Raw genomic sequence first — 16,574 nt, 5'->3', positions numbered from 1 at the left:
ACTATGATGGATCCCATCGCCCAGACTGCTTCTAAGCGCCCCCATAGAACATGTCCTACACCGCCGATTCCCTCAAAGCCGAACTTAATGCCCGTGGTTGGCGACTGACTCCCCAGCGGGAAAAAATCCTCACCATTTTTCAAAATTTGCCGGAGGGGGAACATCTCAGTGCCGAGGAGTTACACCATCGTCTGGAAGAAGAAAGGGAAAAGATTAGCCTCTCCACAGTTTATCGCAGTGTTAAGTTGATGTCCCGCATGGGCATTCTGCGGGAGTTGGAATTGGCGGAGGGGCACAAGCACTATGAATTGCAACAGGCTTCCCCCCATCACCATCACCATGTAGTCTGTGTGCAATGTAATCGCACCATCGAATTTAAGAATGATTCCATTCTCAAGCAGAGCTTGAAGCAGTGTGAAAAAGAGGGTTTTCAGTTGATCGATTGTCAGCTAACCGTCACCACCATTTGTCCTGAAGCAATCCGCATGGGTTGGCCCTCCACTCTGCCTAGTAATTGGGCTTGCACCCGCAGTATTTCCTTGGCCTAGGATAGGATTTTCGCAGGAATACAAAGCATTATTTTCCCACCAGTTCAATAGCCAGAGACGACTAATCGGTTCTCCTAAGCATTACGCAGGGCGACAATGGGGTCTAATTTAGCCGCTTGACGGGCGGGAACAACACCAAAGAATAGACCAATACTGCCAGAAATGGTGAGGGAAACCACCACGGCGGCAGGGGAAATCACTGTAATCAGGGGGGAAAGACTACCCACGATTGCCACGATGGCCATGCCCAAGACGACGCCAATTACTCCACCACTGGCGGAAACGATTACTGCTTCAATAAGAAACTGACTGAGAATGTCCTGTTCCCCGGCTCCGAGGGCTTTACGCAGGCCAATTTCCTGGGTGCGCTCCGTTACGGACACCAACATAATGTTCATTACGCCAATACCTCCCACAATCAGGGAAATACCGGCGATCGCCGCCAGGAGGATGGTGAGCCCCCCGGTGATAGTGTTGACAATATCTAGCATTTGTTTGGCAGAACTAACGCCAAAATCATCCTCCCCGTTTTTGATATTGTGCCGTAGGCGCAGGAGGTTTTCCATTTGGAAAGTGGCCGCCCCCACTGAGTCACCATCCTTAGCCTTCACATTGATCCAGCTCAATTCAATGCCGTAGGGGGAAGTCCGCCCCACCAGTTGGGCCACCATGGTGTCTAGGGGAATGAAAATAAATTCATCTTGATTACTGCCCAGGGAAGACCCCTTAGTTTCCATCACACCGATGACTTCAAACGTAATATTGTTGATGCGGATATTCTGACCAAGGGGAGTTTGGGTTTGATAAAGGCGATCGGCAATTTCACTGCCCAGCACGGCCACCCGGCGATGGCGCTCCAGGTCCAAAATGTTGAGAAAGCGTCCCTGGGCCACGGAAAAATTACGGATGGCGGGATATTCGGGGGTAGTGCCCACAATGGTGGCATTGGTGTTGAGGTTCCGATGGGACACCAGTAACCTCCGGTTAATTTCGGGGGCTACCCCGGCCACACTAGGCACTTGACCGGCGATCGCCTCGGCGTCACTCAAAACCAAAGTTTTCGGTAAATTGAAACTAGCCCGACGGTTGCGTTGGGAACCGGGCAACACAAACAACACATTGGGGCCTAAATCTTCCAATTGGGAAGTGGCCAACTCCTGGGCTCCCTGGCCAATGCCCAACATGGCCACCACGGACGCATTGCCAATGACAATGCCCAACATAGTCAAACTGCTACGAAGCTTATTAGCCAGCAACATGCTAGTGGCCATTTTGAGACTTTCCCGAAATTCAATCACCGTTACCTCGGTTCTAGGATCTTTAGCTAGTCTATTTTATCCATTCGCTCAATTTGACCGCCCCTGGCCCTAGGATTAAGTTAAAATTTTCTCCCGAGCATCTAAGATAGAATCTCCTTCTGCAATCCCCATACATCCATGGCCAGCACCAACATTTCCGACCGTGAAAAAGCCCTCAACGCCGCCCTAGCCCAGATTGAGCGGAGCTTCGGGAAGGGAGCGATTATGCGCTTGGGAGATGCCACCCAAATGCGAGTTGAAACCATTTCCACTGGGGCTCTAACTTTGGATTTGGCCCTGGGGGGCGGTTTGCCCAAGGGTCGGATTGTGGAAATTTACGGCCCGGAAAGTTCCGGGAAGACCACCTTGGCCCTCCATGCGGTGGCGGCCACCCAACAGGCGGGGGGAGTCGCGGCCTTTGTCGATGCAGAACACGCCCTTGACCCCGTTTATTCCAAAGCCCTGGGGGTGGACATTGATAATTTATTGGTGGCCCAACCAGATAACGGCGAATCAGCCTTGGAAATTGTTGACCAGTTGGTGCGTTCCACTGCGGTGGATATCATTGTGGTGGATTCCGTGGCGGCCCTAGTGCCCCGGGCGGAAATTGAAGGGGAAATGGGGGATACTTCGGTGGGTTCCCAAGCTCGCTTGATGAGTAAAGCCATGCGGAAAATTGCTGGTAATATCGGGCGATCGGGTTGTTTGGTAATTTTCCTCAACCAGTTACGGCAAAAAATTGGTGTGACCTACGGCAGTCCCGAAGTGACCACCGGAGGTAATGCCCTGAAATTCTACGCCTCCGTACGTTTAGATATTCGCCGCATTCAAACCCTGAAAAAAGGCACCGAAGGGGAATACGGTATCCGAGCCAAAGTGAAAGTGGCTAAAAACAAAGTGGCTCCCCCCTTCCGCATCGCTGAATTTGACATTATTTTTGGCCAGGGCATTTCCCGCATGGGTTGCACCATCGACCTGGCGGAAAAATGCGAAGTCATCACCCGCAAAGGGGCTTGGTATAGCTATAACGGCGAAAACATTGCCCAGGGTCGGGATAATGCCATGAAATATTTAGAGGAAAATCCTGAAATCGCCGCTACCATCGACCAACAGGTGCGGGAAAAATTATCTTTAGTTAATGCGGTTTTCCCGGTGGAAACAGAGGATGGAGCGGAAGAGCAGGGGGAAGATGGGGATTTTTAGGAGCTAATCCGATCATTTGCCCAAAAGCCTCTGCTTTTGGTCGTGGCTTATGTCAAGTGGTCGGGAATTTCCCGGTTTTAGAAAGTGTTTGAAAAGTACACTAGGTATTTATCCCCCTAAATCTCCTCACTAAAGCTCCGGCTTAAAAAGGGGTACTTTTGTGACAGTTCCCCCCTTCTTAAGGGGGGCTAGGGGGGATTAAACAGCCAAAACTCAACTTTCCAAACAGGCTCTTAGACGTGGGTATGGTCAAAAATGGGAGGCGGAAATCAAAAACCCGGCTAAAAAACCAATAATGGTGGCATAGGCTACGGAACTGCCGCCCAATTCGTAGGCTTCCGGCATCATGGTGCTGGCTAGCATGGCTAAAATTCCCCCTCCGGCGATCGCCTGGGCCACCGCCACCAGTAATAGAGTGCCACCTTGGCCAATGGAGTAGCCCACCATGGCGATCAGACCACTGGCCACCACCGCCCCAAACCAGAGAGTTAAAATTCTTCGGTTGGAAATGCCGGCCTGTTTCATGCCAAAGGAACTGGAAAGGGCTTCGGGAAAATTGGAAATAAATACGGCAAACAGAAACGCTCCACCCCAGGGGGTGACATTGGTGTTCATGCCGATAACCATAGCCTCCGGGATGTTATCAAACAGCGTGCCCACCAGGATGGCCATGGGAGCAGAGCTTTGGGCTAATTTGGCCAACATCTGGCGATCGCCTTCTACCAGTGGTTCCAACACCGAAACCTTATCTTCGGGAGGGACAATTGCCTCAAAGTCCGTGGCTGACTGTAAACGGCGGGCGAGTTTGCGGCTCAGGGCCAAGGCTAGATGGGGAGATTGACTGAGAATATTGGCAAAGTTTTCCTTATCCAACTGATACAGTTCCATCGGAGTGACGGCCACCACCGTAGCGGACCGGGGTTCTCCTGTCAGTAAAGACATTTCCCCAAAAATATCGCCCGATGTGAGCCGATTAACCCAGGTTGTGCCCTTATACACATCCGCTTCCCCGCCACCGATAAAGTAAAAATAATCCCCCTGGTCCCCTTCCCGACAAAGTACTTCTCTGGGGTAGGCATGGTGAGGAGTGAGCAGACCAGCAAGTTGATGCCTTTCCTGCTCTGGCAGAGCATTCATCACTTCACTGTGGGCTAAATAATCTACCAACTCATGGGATTCCAGCATTTTATGTTCCACCACATAGCGACGGCTAGCGGCGGGCTTACGTAAAAATCCCCCTTGTTCATCAATGTATTTACTCAAGCTAATAAACAGGATTCCCCCCAGTAAAAAGCCCCCTACCAGAACCAAAACTCCGCCACTGCGGTAAACAGCACTGGCAATTTCCAAGGCGATCGCCGCCATCAAAGTGCCACTACCAAAGGCCATCACTGCGGCTAAAAATTTTCTTCCCGGTTGCCAAGCCACAGCAATTAAAGCCCCCAGGGCCATGCTAGAAGCACCCAAAATCCCCTGAAGGAAGGCGGTCAAAGCAAAGTTTTCCACCGTTTTAAGCAAATTTATGATTATTGGACTAATCTTTCCCAGTTCCATTAACTGCCAGAGGGTGGGCTAGCGGCAAGGGGAATCAGTTGTTTAGGGGGTAAGCCGTTGAATAATGTTGAAAAAATATTAACTATTTAGTACCAATCCACGGGAATGGAGTCGTCCAAAACCGGTTCCGGTGGAAAACCGCCTGGTTCCTGGGGCACTGGAGTCGGTGGTGGTGTATTTGGGGGGAAGGGATCATTCTGCGGCAAAACAGGATTATTGCTAGGGGCAGAACTGGTGGGCATTTCAACGGGAATGGGAATGCCTTGGAGTGGTGGAGCCGGATTAGGGTTAGGGGCTGCGGGATTATTAACGGGAGGGGGAGATGGGGGCGGAGTAATTGGGGGAGGCGGGGCAATTCTGACTAAACTACGGGGGGCTGGGAAAGGAAATAGGCGGCGAAAGGATTGAATACGATCATCTTTTTCTTCCGGTGCAATGTCCCAGAGGGTTTGGTAATAAAAAAAGGAAACTCCCATTCCCTGGGCTCGGGATGCATAGACCTTATCATTCACTAAAGGCATGGGCACTTGCTTAGTGGGTAATCCGGTTAAGATTCCAACGGCGGTGGGAATTAGGGTTTTAGATTCCCTAAACTCCGCCCTCTGGATCGGCTCAGTAAAAGTGGGTAGAGATGTACGATAAACCTGAACTATCACTTCATCAACAATGCCTTTGCGGATCCAATCCAACCAATCCTGCAAAAAAGTGTTGTAAGCGAGATTGTAGGTGGCAGGGGAGACGGATACGAGAATGTTCGGTTTAGCAGCTTTGATGCGGGCATTTAACTGCACCATGAATGCGGTAATTTTATCGGCTCGCCAGCGAATCCAGGCCGGATCTTTAGGATTGCTGGGGGGAGTTTTTTTTGTTTCCTGTTGATATAAAGAAATGGTGTAATTGTCGTAGCCAAATTCGTTGGGCAGGGCGGTGTGATCGTCGAACTGAACCCCGTCCAAATCGTATTTATTAACTGCGTCCATGACTAGTTGCGTAATAAAAGTCTGGACTTGAGGGTGAAAAGGATTCATCCACATCACTTCTCCGGCAGCGCTCACAGAAGTTTTAGTGCCGTCCCGCTTTTGGGTAAACCACCAGGGATGGCGCTTAACCAGTTCCGACATCGGGGGAGCCTTAAAGCCAAATTCAAACCAGGGCAAAACCAACATGTTGCGCCGATGGGCCTTATCGATAATGTCTGCTAACACATCCTGACCTTGATCTCCCCTGGGGCTAAAGGGTTGTAAGCCTTCCCTTTTAGCAAATTCACTTTCGTAGAGAACATAACCGGAGTTCCAGACTACGGGGTAGATGGTATTGAAATTTAGATCCGCTAGGAGGTTAATGGATTCAGTGGTGCGGTTCTGGTCTAAAAAATGAACGGTGTCATTATTGGTGATCCAAACTCCACGGATTTCTGGAAAGGCATTTTGGGCTTGGACTTGGTTGAATAAGGAAAAGGGATGGACGATCGCCAAACTGATTAATAAACCTAGAACAAGATTGTGGAGGAATGGCTTTTTGCAATACTGCCAGATTTGGGCAAAGATTGTGGCGATCGCCATGGTGCAATGATTCGGGGAGTAAGTGAGGAAAAGTGGATTAATAATCAAAGTTTAAATTTGCCATATCCTAGCGGTTTTTCTCCATCAAAATGGGCAATTTTTTGGCCGAACCAAGATTGGGGAGAAGGTTCCCAGGCAAAGTATTGTAACAAAGGTTCTGGGAATAATCCCGTTGCTGTTTATGATAAAAGGTAGAAAAGCAACCGGGGATCAATGCAAAGCAAGAGAAAAAATACCCTGGTTAATCATATTTCGAGCTGGTGTTTAAGGTTGAAAATTTGATTGAACGGACGTTGCCCTGTAGGAAGTGGTGACGGCGTGGCCTATTGTCCGGAGGGAAGGGGTTATGGTTACAAACAGAATTACTGACAACCGTCGGCGGGTGGTGATTTTAGGGGCTGCCGGGCGGGATTTTCACAATTTCAATCAGGTTTATCGAGATAATCCCCGGTATGAAGTGATGGCCTTCACTGCGACCCAGATTGTGGGCATTGCCGATCGCCGTTATCCGCCGAGTTTAGCGGGGGAACTTTATCCCCACGGTATTCCCATCCTTGAAGAAGGGCAGTTGGAAAATTTTTGCCGGGAACATCGGGTTGATCAAATTGTGTTTGCCTACAGCGATGTGTCCCACCACCAGGTCATGCATCTCGCTTCCCGCAGTTTGGCGATCGGAGCAGATTTTGTCCTACTGGGGCCAAATCAAACCATGATTAAAACCACAGTACCCGTCATCGCAGTGTCAGCGGTGCGTACCGGTTGCGGTAAATCCCAGGTGAGTCGCTGGCTGTCCCAACGGTTACGGCAACTCGGTTTGAGGGTTTGCGCCATTCGCCATCCCATGCCCTACGGTAATTTGCAAAAACAGGCGGTGCAACGATTTGCCAAGTTGGAAGATTTAGACCAAGCGGACTGCACAGTAGAAGAACGGGAAGAATACGAACCCCATATTCTGGCGGGCCATGTGGTCTATGCCGGGGTAGATTACGGCCTAATTGTGGAAAAAGCTTCTTTAGAAAGTGATGTCATTCTCTGGGACGGGGGGAATAATGATTTTCCCTTTGTGCAACCGGATTTACACATTGTCCTTGTGGATCCCCTACGACCGGGGGACGAAAGCCTTTACCATCCAGGGGAAGCGGTGCTTAGGATGGCAGACATTGTCCTGATTCCCAAAACCGATGTAGCCACAGTGGCCCAAATCACCCAGGTTCTTAGTTCCATTGCCCAGTTAAACCCTGATGCCCAAATTATCCAAGGGCGATCGCCCTTGCGGTTGGAACCTCCCCTAGATCTGCGGGGTAAACGGGTGATTGTGGTGGAGGATGGCCCCACTACTACCCACGGGGGCATGGACTACGGTGCTGGTTACCAGGCAGTGAAGGAAATTGAGAACATTACAATAGTTGATCCTCGACCCTACACTGTGCCGGAAATTGCCGCTGTTTATGCTAAATTTCCCCATTTAACGAAAATTTTGCCCGCGATGGGTTATTTCCCCGCCCAATTACAAGCTTTAGCGGATACCCTCAATGCCGCTGAAGTTGACGTGGTGGTATCCGGTACCCCCAGTGATCTGGGCCGATTAATCCCATTGAATAAACCATTGGTGCGGGTTTTTTATGATTACGCCGAGGCGAAAGAACCGGGATTAGGTAAAGCTTTGGATTTGTTTTTAGCCCGTCGGGGGCTAGGGAGCAAAGCCAATGAATTCTCCTAACCAAAACACCAGACCCATTGTCATTGCTTTGGGCGGAAATGCTTTACTGCAAAGGGGCCAACCTCCGGAAGCGGAAATTCAGAAAGCTAACATTCACATTGCCGCTCTGGCGATCGCCAAAATTGCCCGGCATTATCCCGTCGTTGTCACCCATGGCAACGGCCCCCAAGTGGGGTTACTGGCCCTACAGGGGGAGTGCGAAAAATCCTGTAAGCCCTATCCCTTGGACGTGTTAGGGGCAGAAACGGAAGGCATGATCGGTTACCTGTTGGAGCAGGAATTACGCAATCAACTACCTGGGCGGGATGTGGTCACCCTATTGACCCAAATTGTGGTCGATCGCCAGGACCCAGCTTTTTTGCAACCCACCAAACCCATTGGCCCGGTTTATACCCTGGAACAAGCTCAACAGTTGGCCCAGGAAAGGGGTTGGGCGATCGCCGCCGACGGCCAGGGATACCGCCGGGTAGTGGCTTCTCCAGAACCCAAAAGGATTATTGAGCTACCCACCATTCAATTGTTGGTGAAGAGCGGCGCATTAGTGGTTTGTGCCGGGGGCGGTGGCATTCCTGTGGTGGTTAATGAAGCCGGAGGATTGCAAGGGGTGGAAGCGGTGATTGACAAAGATCTAGCCGCTGCTCTGTTGGCGCAAAATCTCCAAGCCCAAGGTTTACTACTCCTAACGGACGTCGATGGTGTGTATGAAAATTGGAGCACCAACTACGCTCACTGTTTTGAGCAAACCACCCCGAAAAATCTACGCCGTTACCGATTTGCAGCGGGTTCCATGGGGCCAAAGGTAGAAGCGGCCTGTCGCTTTGTAGAAACCACCGGGCAATGGTGTGGCATCGGCAAACTTGATCAAGCCTTAGACATTATTGACGGGAAAGCAGGGACAGTGGTGATGCCCTAAATTTCGTCCCAACCGGATACCCCAGAAGACATCACATAACTAGTCACCGTTGCTTCAAAGAAATTCGCCTTAGTGTGAGCCTCTTTTTTCGTGTCGGAAAAACGCTCCAAGTGGGTGTAGGGACTTTTCCCGTAGCGAGCATCCGTGTAAAGGGGATCTAAACCGATCGCCCGTAGACGACTATTAGCAAGATACTTAGTGTACTGTTCCGTACTAGATTCCGTAATACCGAGAATATTATTACCGACAATGTGGTTAGTCCAGCGACATTCAAACTCCACCGCCTTATCAAACATTTCATAAATCTGATCCGTGGAGTGGGTGAAGACCTGCATGGCTTCGGGAATTAGCTTTTGGTATAGCCGCACGTGACTCAACTCATCCCGGTTGATCATCTTAAAAATGTCCGCAGAACCCGGCATCAACATACGAGAAGCAAGGTTATAGAAGTAAATAAAACCGTTGTAAAAATATAATCCTTCCAGCAAATAGTCCGCCATCAAGGCAATAAAATAATTCTCCTGGGTGGGATGATCGACATATTTTTGGTAGAGCATGGCAATGTACTCGCACCGTTCCTTTAACACCCGGTCTGTGCGCCAAAATTCGTACACCTTATCCCGCTTTTCCGTGGGAATAATCGTCTCGATCATGTACTGGTAGCTTTGGTTATGCATACCCTCCTGGGAAATTTGCTCCGCCATACACAGGCTAATTTCCGGCGCGGTAACGCTACTTTTTAAATGGGGAATGTTACAGGTTTGAACAGAATCAAGAAAGGTTAAATAGGACAAAATACCATCAAAGGCATAACGCTCTTCGTTGGTTAAATTCCAGTAATCGGTGACATCCTGGGTAATGTCTAAGCGCTGGGGAATCCAAAAGTTCTCCCGCATTTGTTGATACAATCCCACTGCCCAGTTGTAGCGGACATCATTCAACTGCATCAAGTTGGTAGTGTTGCCAAACCAAATGGTGCGGTTCTCGACGGAATCGTTGCCAGTGGGGTTAAAAATGGGGGTCACAGGCATGGGCGCTGTGGGATTAACGGTGCTGACAACCATGGAATTTGGGCAGTAAGGAAAATTGTGAACCGACCTATTCTAACCCAGTTTCTTTGGGCAGTCTTGATCAACCAAGAGTAATTTAGGTGGACTACTAAAGTCCCTCTTACATAGTTTTCTTGTTCTTGTCATCTCGACAAAGGTCACACAACTCTATACAATTCTTGTTTAGCTCGGCGCCGCCCCGCAATCTTTTAGAATTTTTTATGGCTCTTTCGCTACCGACAAGGGTGAACTGGTCCCCGATTCAGCGCTACTTGGAACTTTTACAGATATTAGTGGAGCGCAACCTGAAAGGCCGTTACCGGGGTTCCTTTTTGGGGGTTTACTGGTCGTTGCTAAACCCTTTGATTATGACAGGGATTTATGCGGCTATTTTCGGAGCGGCCTTTGCCTCCTTCTATGGGTCTGCCCTGAACTATGTGCTGGCGGCCTTTACGGGGCTGTTAGTGATTAACTTTTTTTCTGCTTCCACTAGCCAAGCTTTATCGAGTGTGGTGGCCAGCGGGGGACTCATGAATAAAATCAAGCTCCCCATCAGTGTCTTTCCCCTCTCCATGATCGTCGCCAACGTGTTCCAATTTGTGGTGGGGCCATTACCCCTATTGGCGATCGTCACCATTTATAAGTCTTGGGAATCTGGTTGGTGGTTTGTTAACGCCATTTCTCTTTTCTTTCCTTTGTTGGCTCTGAGCCTAGTGTGCACCGGGGTAGGCTTTTTTGTCAGTGCCCTTTACGTATTTTTCCGGGATTTGCCCTACTTCTATGAGCTAGTAACCTTCATGCTCTGGATCGGTTCTCCCATTTTCTATCCATCCGAAATTGTGCCGGAACAAGTGCGCCGCTTTTTGGTCATCAACCCCCTGTTACCGATCATTGACAGTATTCGTCAAATTTCCCTGTCGGGGGATTTGCCCGAGTCTGGTTTGATTGTTCATGGACTATTAAATGGTTTAATTTTATTGGCCCTGGGTTGGTTGTGCTTTCGCTCCTGGCAAAAGAATTTCATGGATCTGTTGTAAAGCTAATTTTAGATGTCTGAAGTTATTCGTCTTGATAAAGTTTCTTTGTACCGTCGAACCCAGGAGGAATTTTCCTACGACCTGAAGCGCACCGTACTATCTTTCATTGAGGGTAAGTATCGTAAGCCCTCCCGTAAGCTAATCCTAGACAATATAGATTTTACGGTGGTGACGGGGGAGAAAGTTGGCATTATTGGTTCCAATGGTTCGGGGAAATCCACCCTGCTCAAGGTAATTTGCGGTATTTTGGAACCCTCTGCTGGGAGTTTGCGGGTGAGGGGGGAAATAGCACCATTGATCGAGCTGGGGGCTGGCTTTGACCCGGATTTGTGTGTGCGGGATAATATTATTCTCTACGGTGTGATGTTGGGATTTTCCCGCCAGGAAATGTTGGAGCGGGTGGATTCTATCCTGGATTTTGCTGAGTTACAAACGTTGGGGGATATGCCGGTGAAGTCCCTTTCTTCGGGGATGTCAGCCCGGTTGGGTTTTGCCATTGCCACCGATGTGGAACCGGATATTCTAATTTTGGATGAAGTTTTATCTGTGGGGGATGAAAGTTTCAAGCACAAATCCCAAGCCCGAATGGATAAGCTCTGGGGACACAATACGACGATTCTCGTGGTTTCCCATAGCCTGGGCTTTATTCAAGATGCCTGTCCCACCACTATCTGGTTAGACCGGGGGGTGGTGCGTTATATGGGCAAAACCTCCGAGGCGATCGGGCAATACCTGGAGGAGGTCAAACGCCACGATGCTCTCACCATTCCCCAATAATTCTGGCAAGTTGCCCTTTTTTTGCTTTACTGGGAACGGATATTTTTTGCTCAAAAATAGTTAAAGAGAACATGGAGGAGTGATTATGAAAATTTTGATTACCGGTGGCGGTGGCTACATTGGTTCTGTCCTGACCCCCACTTTGCTGGCGGCGGGATACCAGGTAACGGTGATAGACAACTTCATGTTCCAGCAAAATAGCTTGGCGGAATGCTGTCAGTATGAAACTTTTAACGTTATCCGGGGGGATTGCCGCAAGGAAGACCTGATTAAAGAACAGCTAAAAACCGCCGATGTCATAATTCCCCTGGCGGCCCTAGTGGGAGCTCCCCTGTGCAGTCGCGATCAAATTGGCACTAAAACCACTAACCAGACGGCGGTGGAAATGATCTGTCAACTAGCCAGCCCCCAACAGCGGATTTTGATGCCAGTTACCAATAGTGGCTATGGCATTGGGGAAAAGGGTAAATTTTGTACCGAAGAAAGTCCCCTGCGACCCATTTCCCTCTATGGAGTAACTAAGGTGGAAGCGGAAAAAGCGGTGTTAGCCCGGGATAACAGTATGACTTTTCGCCTGGCGACAGTATTTGGTATGGCTCCCCGGATGCGGGTGGATTTGTTGGTCAATGACTTTGTCTACCGTGCTTTTTATGACCGGGCGGTGGTTATTTTTGAAGGTCATTTTAAACGCAATTATATTCATATCCGGGATGTGGCCAAGGTGTTTCTCCATGGCTTGGAAAATTTTGAATCCATGAAGGGTAAGCCCTATAACGTTGGCTTAGAGGATGCTAATTTATCCAAACTGGAACTTTGTGCAGAAATCCGTAAATATCTGCCCAATTTTGTGTATCTAGAAGCGCCCATCGGGGAGGATCCGGATAAGCGGGATTACATTGTTTCTAACCAAAGAATTTTGAGCACTGGCTTTACTCCCGACTGGTCTTTGGGACGGGGTATTCAAGAGTTAATCAAGGGTTACACTATCTTGAGAAACAGCGTTTATTCCAACGTTTAATAAATTGTTTGAACGCCCCTTGGTTCCCTAAGTTTGGAGAAACTAAATACAAATCACCAAATGTTGGGGAATTTAGGGGGTAAATGACAACTTTACCGACGGATTGCCAAGGTTCAAGGGCGGACTAATACCCGCCCAAGGCAGAAAAGCTCGCCATTGTTTAGATCGAGGGATTCAAGGTCCACGTCTTCCCCTAGGTCAACGGTCAAACGCTCTAACTTTCGGTTGGCGATCGCCGGTAATCCTAGTAGGGTAATGTCTTCTAGATGTAGGGTTTTGGAGCTGGCCAACTGTAGACGGGCCTGCACCAAAAGCTCATGGCTTTGACCCTGGGGGTCTTGCACTTCACCTTTGAGCTGAAAAGATTGATGCTCTAAGGCGATCGCCTGCCAATGGAAAGTGTAATTCTTCAACTTGCCCTGGGGATTTTCCACTCCCTGTTCTGCCAACAAAGCTACTAATAGTTCCTCAAAAGCACTGGCAAGTAAATTAGAAGCTAGGGATGCTTGCAGATGGCTTTGGGAAATTTGTAACTCTCCGCTAACCCGAATTGGCTCCAATAGTTTTAGGGGTTTGCCTTTGATTACCTGGCCAATGTTAATGCGGATATTTTCTCCCCGCAGTAACACCCGTCCTAGTTGTAGACCTTGGTAAATGGCCCTGTCACTACTAAGGGCAACCCTAGGCACATAGCCCCGTAAAATTTGTCGGTCTTTGCCATCAATTTCCAGTTCCAAACTCTCCACTGTTTCCACCTGGGAGCGGAGCCAGAGCCTCAGGGCAGGGGCCAAAATTTTACCAATTAAATTACTGTCAACGGCTAAGCCCATGGATTTGAAATTTAGTTGTTAGCAAGCAACGTTAATGGAACAAATATTGAAAGAATAACCAGGTAATATTGGAAAAATCTCCCAAAATATCGCTAAATATCGCTGATATTAATGGGAACTTCCCCCTTGCCAATCCAAAGGAAATTGAGCTTGCAGTTCCCGCAACTCGTCCCGATGGGCGGTGATAGTTAGGGGATATTGTCCTGGATGGGAAGGTTGATCCGGATCTCCCACTTCCAATGTAATTGCTTCTACCCTGGCCGCTTTTTGCCAATAGAAAGTTCCCGCTAAGGGCGCTAACCACAGTAGGAAGAAAAATAGAAAACCCCGTTGGGGCCAAAATACCGCTAACACCAAGGCTAAACAGAGCAGTCCTAGGGCAGCTAACAGACTCAAAAATACTGCCAGAAAGGGGCTAGCTTGTACATTACCTTCAAAGGTGATTGCCTGTTGGACTGGGTCAATGTTGGTAATGCGGTAGGCTCGGTTATTGAAATAGGTTTTGATTTCATCCAATATGCCCGCTTCGGGGTTATCGATCCAAGCCCGGATTCTTTGGGTCCGGTCTTTAACTGAAGAACGAATGAAAAATATCAAGCCAATTAGGGAAAAAATAGTAAAAAATAGGGTGGAGCCGAGAACAGGTAAATCCATAACATCCATAACAAAATTGTGGCAAACCTTCTCACTAGCTAGAAAATATCTAAATCAATGGCCGCAGATCCACCGCTTTTTAATTGTTTTAGTAAGCTATCTAATTGTCGCCACACCAATGCTGCAATAAAAACGGTAATGGGCAAAGAAATGGCGTAGGAAATCCAACCATTACCCAAAAAAATTTGCACTCCAGAAGCTAGGAATACACAAACCCCTACACAAATACCCATGAAAGGTAGTTGTAAATCCAGGTCGGCTAGTGTGCTGGCGGGGGTATTTAACCAAAGCTTCACTTTCTGTTTTAAGGTGGCTTCAAAGGCCGCGCCACAGGTAATCCCAACAAAAAGCCCTACCGCAATTAAAAAATAGGGAGGCTGGGGCAAATAGTACATATTTAATGAAAGAAGATAAAAGACATCCCTGATCATAGCAAGGTCAGACTTAATTTACCCGGACAAATCTTTGGTTGAATGAGTTACTTCCGGAGTCGATTACCAATTCTTGCCGCCGAGGAAATCAGTGGAACATAACCTCTCCCTGCCATTGGGGGTATGCCCGCGCCTTGATTACTGATAATCTAGTTGGTGTCTATGCCACATTGAATTCAGGTCATCGCTTCCCCAATGCTGAAAGTGTTTCGTCAGTCCTTCCTTGTTGTGCTCACCGTGGCTTGTTTGATTTGGTCTGCCCCGGCGATCGCCGCTAGTTCTTCTTCCGTAACCGGGGGAGCTTCAGCTTTCGAAAATATGGTGTTGGCGGAAACGGATTTTCGGGACCAAGACCTGCTCACCGCCCAGTTCACCAATGTGGATTTGACCAGCAGCATTTTTGAAGCAATGGATTTGCGGGGATCAGTGTTTAATGGCGCTAACCTCACCGATGCCAACTTGAAGGGGGTGGATTTGACCAATGGTTTGACCTATTTGACCAGTTTCAATGGGGCTAATTTGGAAAACGCCATTTTAGCCGAAGCGATTATGCTCCGGACTTCTTTTAAAAATGCCAAAATCCAAGGGGCTGATTTTAGTCTCGCTGTGTTGGACACGGAACAGATAGCAGCTCTTTGTAAAGTGGCGGATGGGGTGAATCCCAAAACTGGCATCAGTACGAGGGAATCCTTAGGTTGTTCCTAGGATGTTCGGCGAAATTTCGGACGTAAACGTAAACTTGTAAACTTCGCCATTGATTAGGCGGTAGTCTGTAGCTCAATGGAAACAAAATTAACCACAGTGGGGGTAATTGGTGGTGGACAGTTGGCCTGGATGATGGCCCAGGAAGCCCCCCGATTGGGATTAAAACTTGCAGTGCAAACCCCTGGGGAAAGTGATCCGGCCGTGGCATTGGCGGACAAAGTGGTATTGACGGCGATCGCCGATGGGGAAGGAACTAGGGAGTTAGCAGAGCACTGTGGGGTGATCACCTTTGAAAATGAATTTGTCGATCTGCCCAGCCTGGAAAAGTTAGCCCAACAAGGAATTACTTTTCATCCCCGCCTCGATGCCCTCGCTCCTTTGTTGGATAAATGGGAACAACGCCATTTTTTGCAAAACCTCGGTTTACCCGTACCGGATTTTTGGGCTTTGGAATCGTTGCCCGCCCAATTGCCCGATTTTCCCTGGGTGTTAAAGGCCCGTCGCCATGGCTATGATGGCCAAGGAACCCAAATTATTAATTCCCCAGCGGATTTACCAGATTTAAGTAAAGCTCCCCCCGGTAGTTGGATGGTGGAGAGTTTTGTCCCCTACGAAAGGGAATTGGCCGTTATCGGTGTCCGCAATGCCAGGGGAGAAATGGAAATTTACCCAGTGGTGGAAACCAAGCAAATTGACCAGGTTTGTCGTTGGGTGGTGGCCCCTGCCCCCATTGATGCCGCCATTGCCGCCACGGCCCAGGATTACTGCCGTCGCATTCTCAACCATTTAGATTACGTGGGTATTTTGGCGATCGAGTTTTTTCTATTACCAGCATCTACCCAAACCCCTACCCCGGAGCAAAGGTTACTGGTAAACGAGTTGGCCCCCCGCACCCATAACTCTGGCCATTTCAGCTTAGATGCTTGCCACACTTCCCAATTTGCTCTGCAACTGCAGGCGGTAACTGGGCAAACATTGGGTTCATCGGCTTTGCGTTGCGGCCAAGCGGTGATGGTGAATTTATTGGGCTACGAAGTATCTACAGGGGATTATCAGCAACAGTTGGATAAACTAGCCGCTCTGCCCCATAGCCACGTCCATTGGTACGGCAAAGGAGACTGTCGTCCCGGTCGGAAGCTGGGCCATGTGACTTTGTTAAACCCTGATGTTGAATCGGAACCTTCCACTGCCTGGGCTGAAGATTTGGTGAAACAAGTAGAGGCGATTTGGTATCCGGATTAAGTGAAGGAGAAACAGATTAGAGAACTACACTGC

At 48.8% G+C, this 16,574-nt stretch carries 16 protein-coding genes; 9 read left to right on the top strand and 7 right to left on the bottom strand.

Features of this window, described 5'->3' with window-relative positions; genetic code table 11:
* The first annotated feature begins 50 nt into the window (after positions 1-50).
* Positions 51-548, top strand: coding sequence for a transcriptional repressor (locus H6G46_RS10805; RefSeq protein WP_010874339.1), 498 nt, complete (start codon positions 51-53; stop codon positions 546-548).
* Between the two features lie 74 nt (positions 549-622).
* Here the strand turns inward: H6G46_RS10805 and H6G46_RS10800 are convergent, their stop codons facing one another.
* Complete coding sequence (locus H6G46_RS10800) at positions 623-1,846, bottom strand: ABC transporter permease (protein WP_010874338.1); 1,224 nt, start codon at positions 1,844-1,846, stop codon at positions 623-625.
* Between the two features lie 138 nt (positions 1,847-1,984).
* Here H6G46_RS10800 and recA point away from each other — a divergent pair, with 138 nt between their 5' ends.
* Positions 1,985-3,049, top strand: coding sequence for a recombinase RecA (recA, locus tag H6G46_RS10795; RefSeq protein ID WP_010874337.1), 1,065 nt, complete (start codon positions 1,985-1,987; stop codon positions 3,047-3,049).
* Positions 3,050-3,298: 249 nt separating this feature from the next.
* Here recA and H6G46_RS10790 read toward each other — a convergent pair whose 3' ends face one another.
* Together H6G46_RS10790 and H6G46_RS10785 are read right to left on the bottom strand one after the other, a co-directional pair.
* Positions 3,299-4,540, bottom strand: coding sequence for a cyclic nucleotide-binding domain-containing protein (locus H6G46_RS10790; protein ID WP_223211314.1), 1,242 nt, complete (start codon positions 4,538-4,540; stop codon positions 3,299-3,301).
* A 149-nt stretch (positions 4,541-4,689) separates the two neighbouring features.
* On the bottom strand, positions 4,690-6,165 hold the full coding sequence (locus H6G46_RS10785) for a family 10 glycosylhydrolase (RefSeq protein ID WP_010874335.1): 1,476 nt from the start codon (positions 6,163-6,165) through the stop codon (positions 4,690-4,692).
* 346 nt (positions 6,166-6,511) lie between these two features.
* Here H6G46_RS10785 and H6G46_RS10780 point away from each other — a divergent pair, with 346 nt between their 5' ends.
* Both H6G46_RS10780 and arcC read left to right on the top strand, forming a co-directional pair.
* Entirely contained in the window at positions 6,512-7,885 is a 1,374-nt protein-coding gene (locus H6G46_RS10780; RefSeq protein WP_020861874.1) for a cyclic 2,3-diphosphoglycerate synthase, read from the top strand.
* Positions 7,872-8,798, top strand: a complete 927-nt coding sequence (arcC, locus tag H6G46_RS10775; protein WP_010874333.1) for a carbamate kinase — start codon at positions 7,872-7,874, stop codon at positions 8,796-8,798. The genes H6G46_RS10780 and arcC overlap by 14 nt, the downstream gene beginning before the upstream one ends.
* On the opposite strand, the gene H6G46_RS10770 is transcribed toward arcC, so the two are convergent.
* A complete protein-coding gene (locus H6G46_RS10770) occupies positions 8,795-9,862 on the bottom strand; it encodes a ribonucleotide-diphosphate reductase subunit beta (RefSeq protein WP_010874332.1) in 1,068 nt (355 codons plus the stop codon). The two genes, arcC and H6G46_RS10770, sit on opposite strands and share 4 nt — an antisense overlap.
* A gap of 206 nt (positions 9,863-10,068) precedes the next feature.
* Here H6G46_RS10770 and H6G46_RS10765 point away from each other — a divergent pair, with 206 nt between their 5' ends.
* The 3 genes from H6G46_RS10765 to H6G46_RS10755 all read left to right on the top strand — a co-directional run bounded on the left by H6G46_RS10765 (position 10,069) and on the right by H6G46_RS10755 (position 12,679).
* Positions 10,069-10,884: an ABC transporter permease gene (locus H6G46_RS10765; protein ID WP_010874331.1), complete on the top strand. Its 816-nt coding sequence runs from the start codon at positions 10,069-10,071 to the stop codon at positions 10,882-10,884.
* 12 nt (positions 10,885-10,896) lie between these two features.
* Positions 10,897-11,661 (top strand): ABC transporter ATP-binding protein, encoded by a 765-nt coding sequence (locus H6G46_RS10760; protein ID WP_010874330.1) that lies wholly within the window; start codon positions 10,897-10,899, stop codon positions 11,659-11,661.
* Positions 11,662-11,746: 85 nt separating this feature from the next.
* Positions 11,747-12,679 carry an NAD-dependent epimerase/dehydratase gene (locus H6G46_RS10755; RefSeq protein ID WP_020861875.1) on the top strand — a complete coding sequence of 311 codons (933 nt, stop codon included), beginning with the start codon at positions 11,747-11,749 and terminating at the stop codon, positions 12,677-12,679.
* Between the two features lie 113 nt (positions 12,680-12,792).
* On the opposite strand, the gene H6G46_RS10750 is transcribed toward H6G46_RS10755, so the two are convergent.
* The 3 genes from H6G46_RS10750 to H6G46_RS10740 form a co-directional block, all read right to left on the bottom strand.
* Positions 12,793-13,509: a DUF2993 domain-containing protein gene (locus H6G46_RS10750; protein ID WP_010874328.1), complete on the bottom strand. Its 717-nt coding sequence runs from the start codon at positions 13,507-13,509 to the stop codon at positions 12,793-12,795.
* Between the two features lie 108 nt (positions 13,510-13,617).
* Positions 13,618-14,163, bottom strand: coding sequence for a cofactor assembly of complex C subunit B (locus H6G46_RS10745; RefSeq protein ID WP_041426084.1), 546 nt, complete (start codon positions 14,161-14,163; stop codon positions 13,618-13,620).
* 38 nt (positions 14,164-14,201) lie between these two features.
* Positions 14,202-14,558, bottom strand: coding sequence for a hypothetical protein (locus H6G46_RS10740; protein ID WP_041425893.1), 357 nt, complete (start codon positions 14,556-14,558; stop codon positions 14,202-14,204).
* 231 nt (positions 14,559-14,789) lie between these two features.
* On the opposite strand from H6G46_RS10740, the gene H6G46_RS10735 reads away from it, so the two are divergent.
* On the top strand, positions 14,790-15,299 hold the full coding sequence (locus tag H6G46_RS10735) for a pentapeptide repeat-containing protein (RefSeq protein ID WP_010874325.1): 510 nt from the start codon (positions 14,790-14,792) through the stop codon (positions 15,297-15,299).
* 75 nt (positions 15,300-15,374) lie between these two features.
* A complete protein-coding gene (gene purK / locus H6G46_RS10730; protein WP_010874324.1) occupies positions 15,375-16,541 on the top strand; it encodes a 5-(carboxyamino)imidazole ribonucleotide synthase in 1,167 nt (388 codons plus the stop codon).
* The last annotated feature ends 33 nt before the right edge of the window (positions 16,542-16,574 follow it).

It is taken from the genome of Synechocystis sp. FACHB-908 (assembly GCF_014698595.1).
Classification (GTDB): Bacteria; Cyanobacteriota; Cyanobacteriia; order Cyanobacteriales; family Microcystaceae; genus Synechocystis.
The sequence above is the reverse complement of the archived record's forward strand: the minus strand, read 5'-3'. Positions and strand labels throughout refer to the sequence as shown.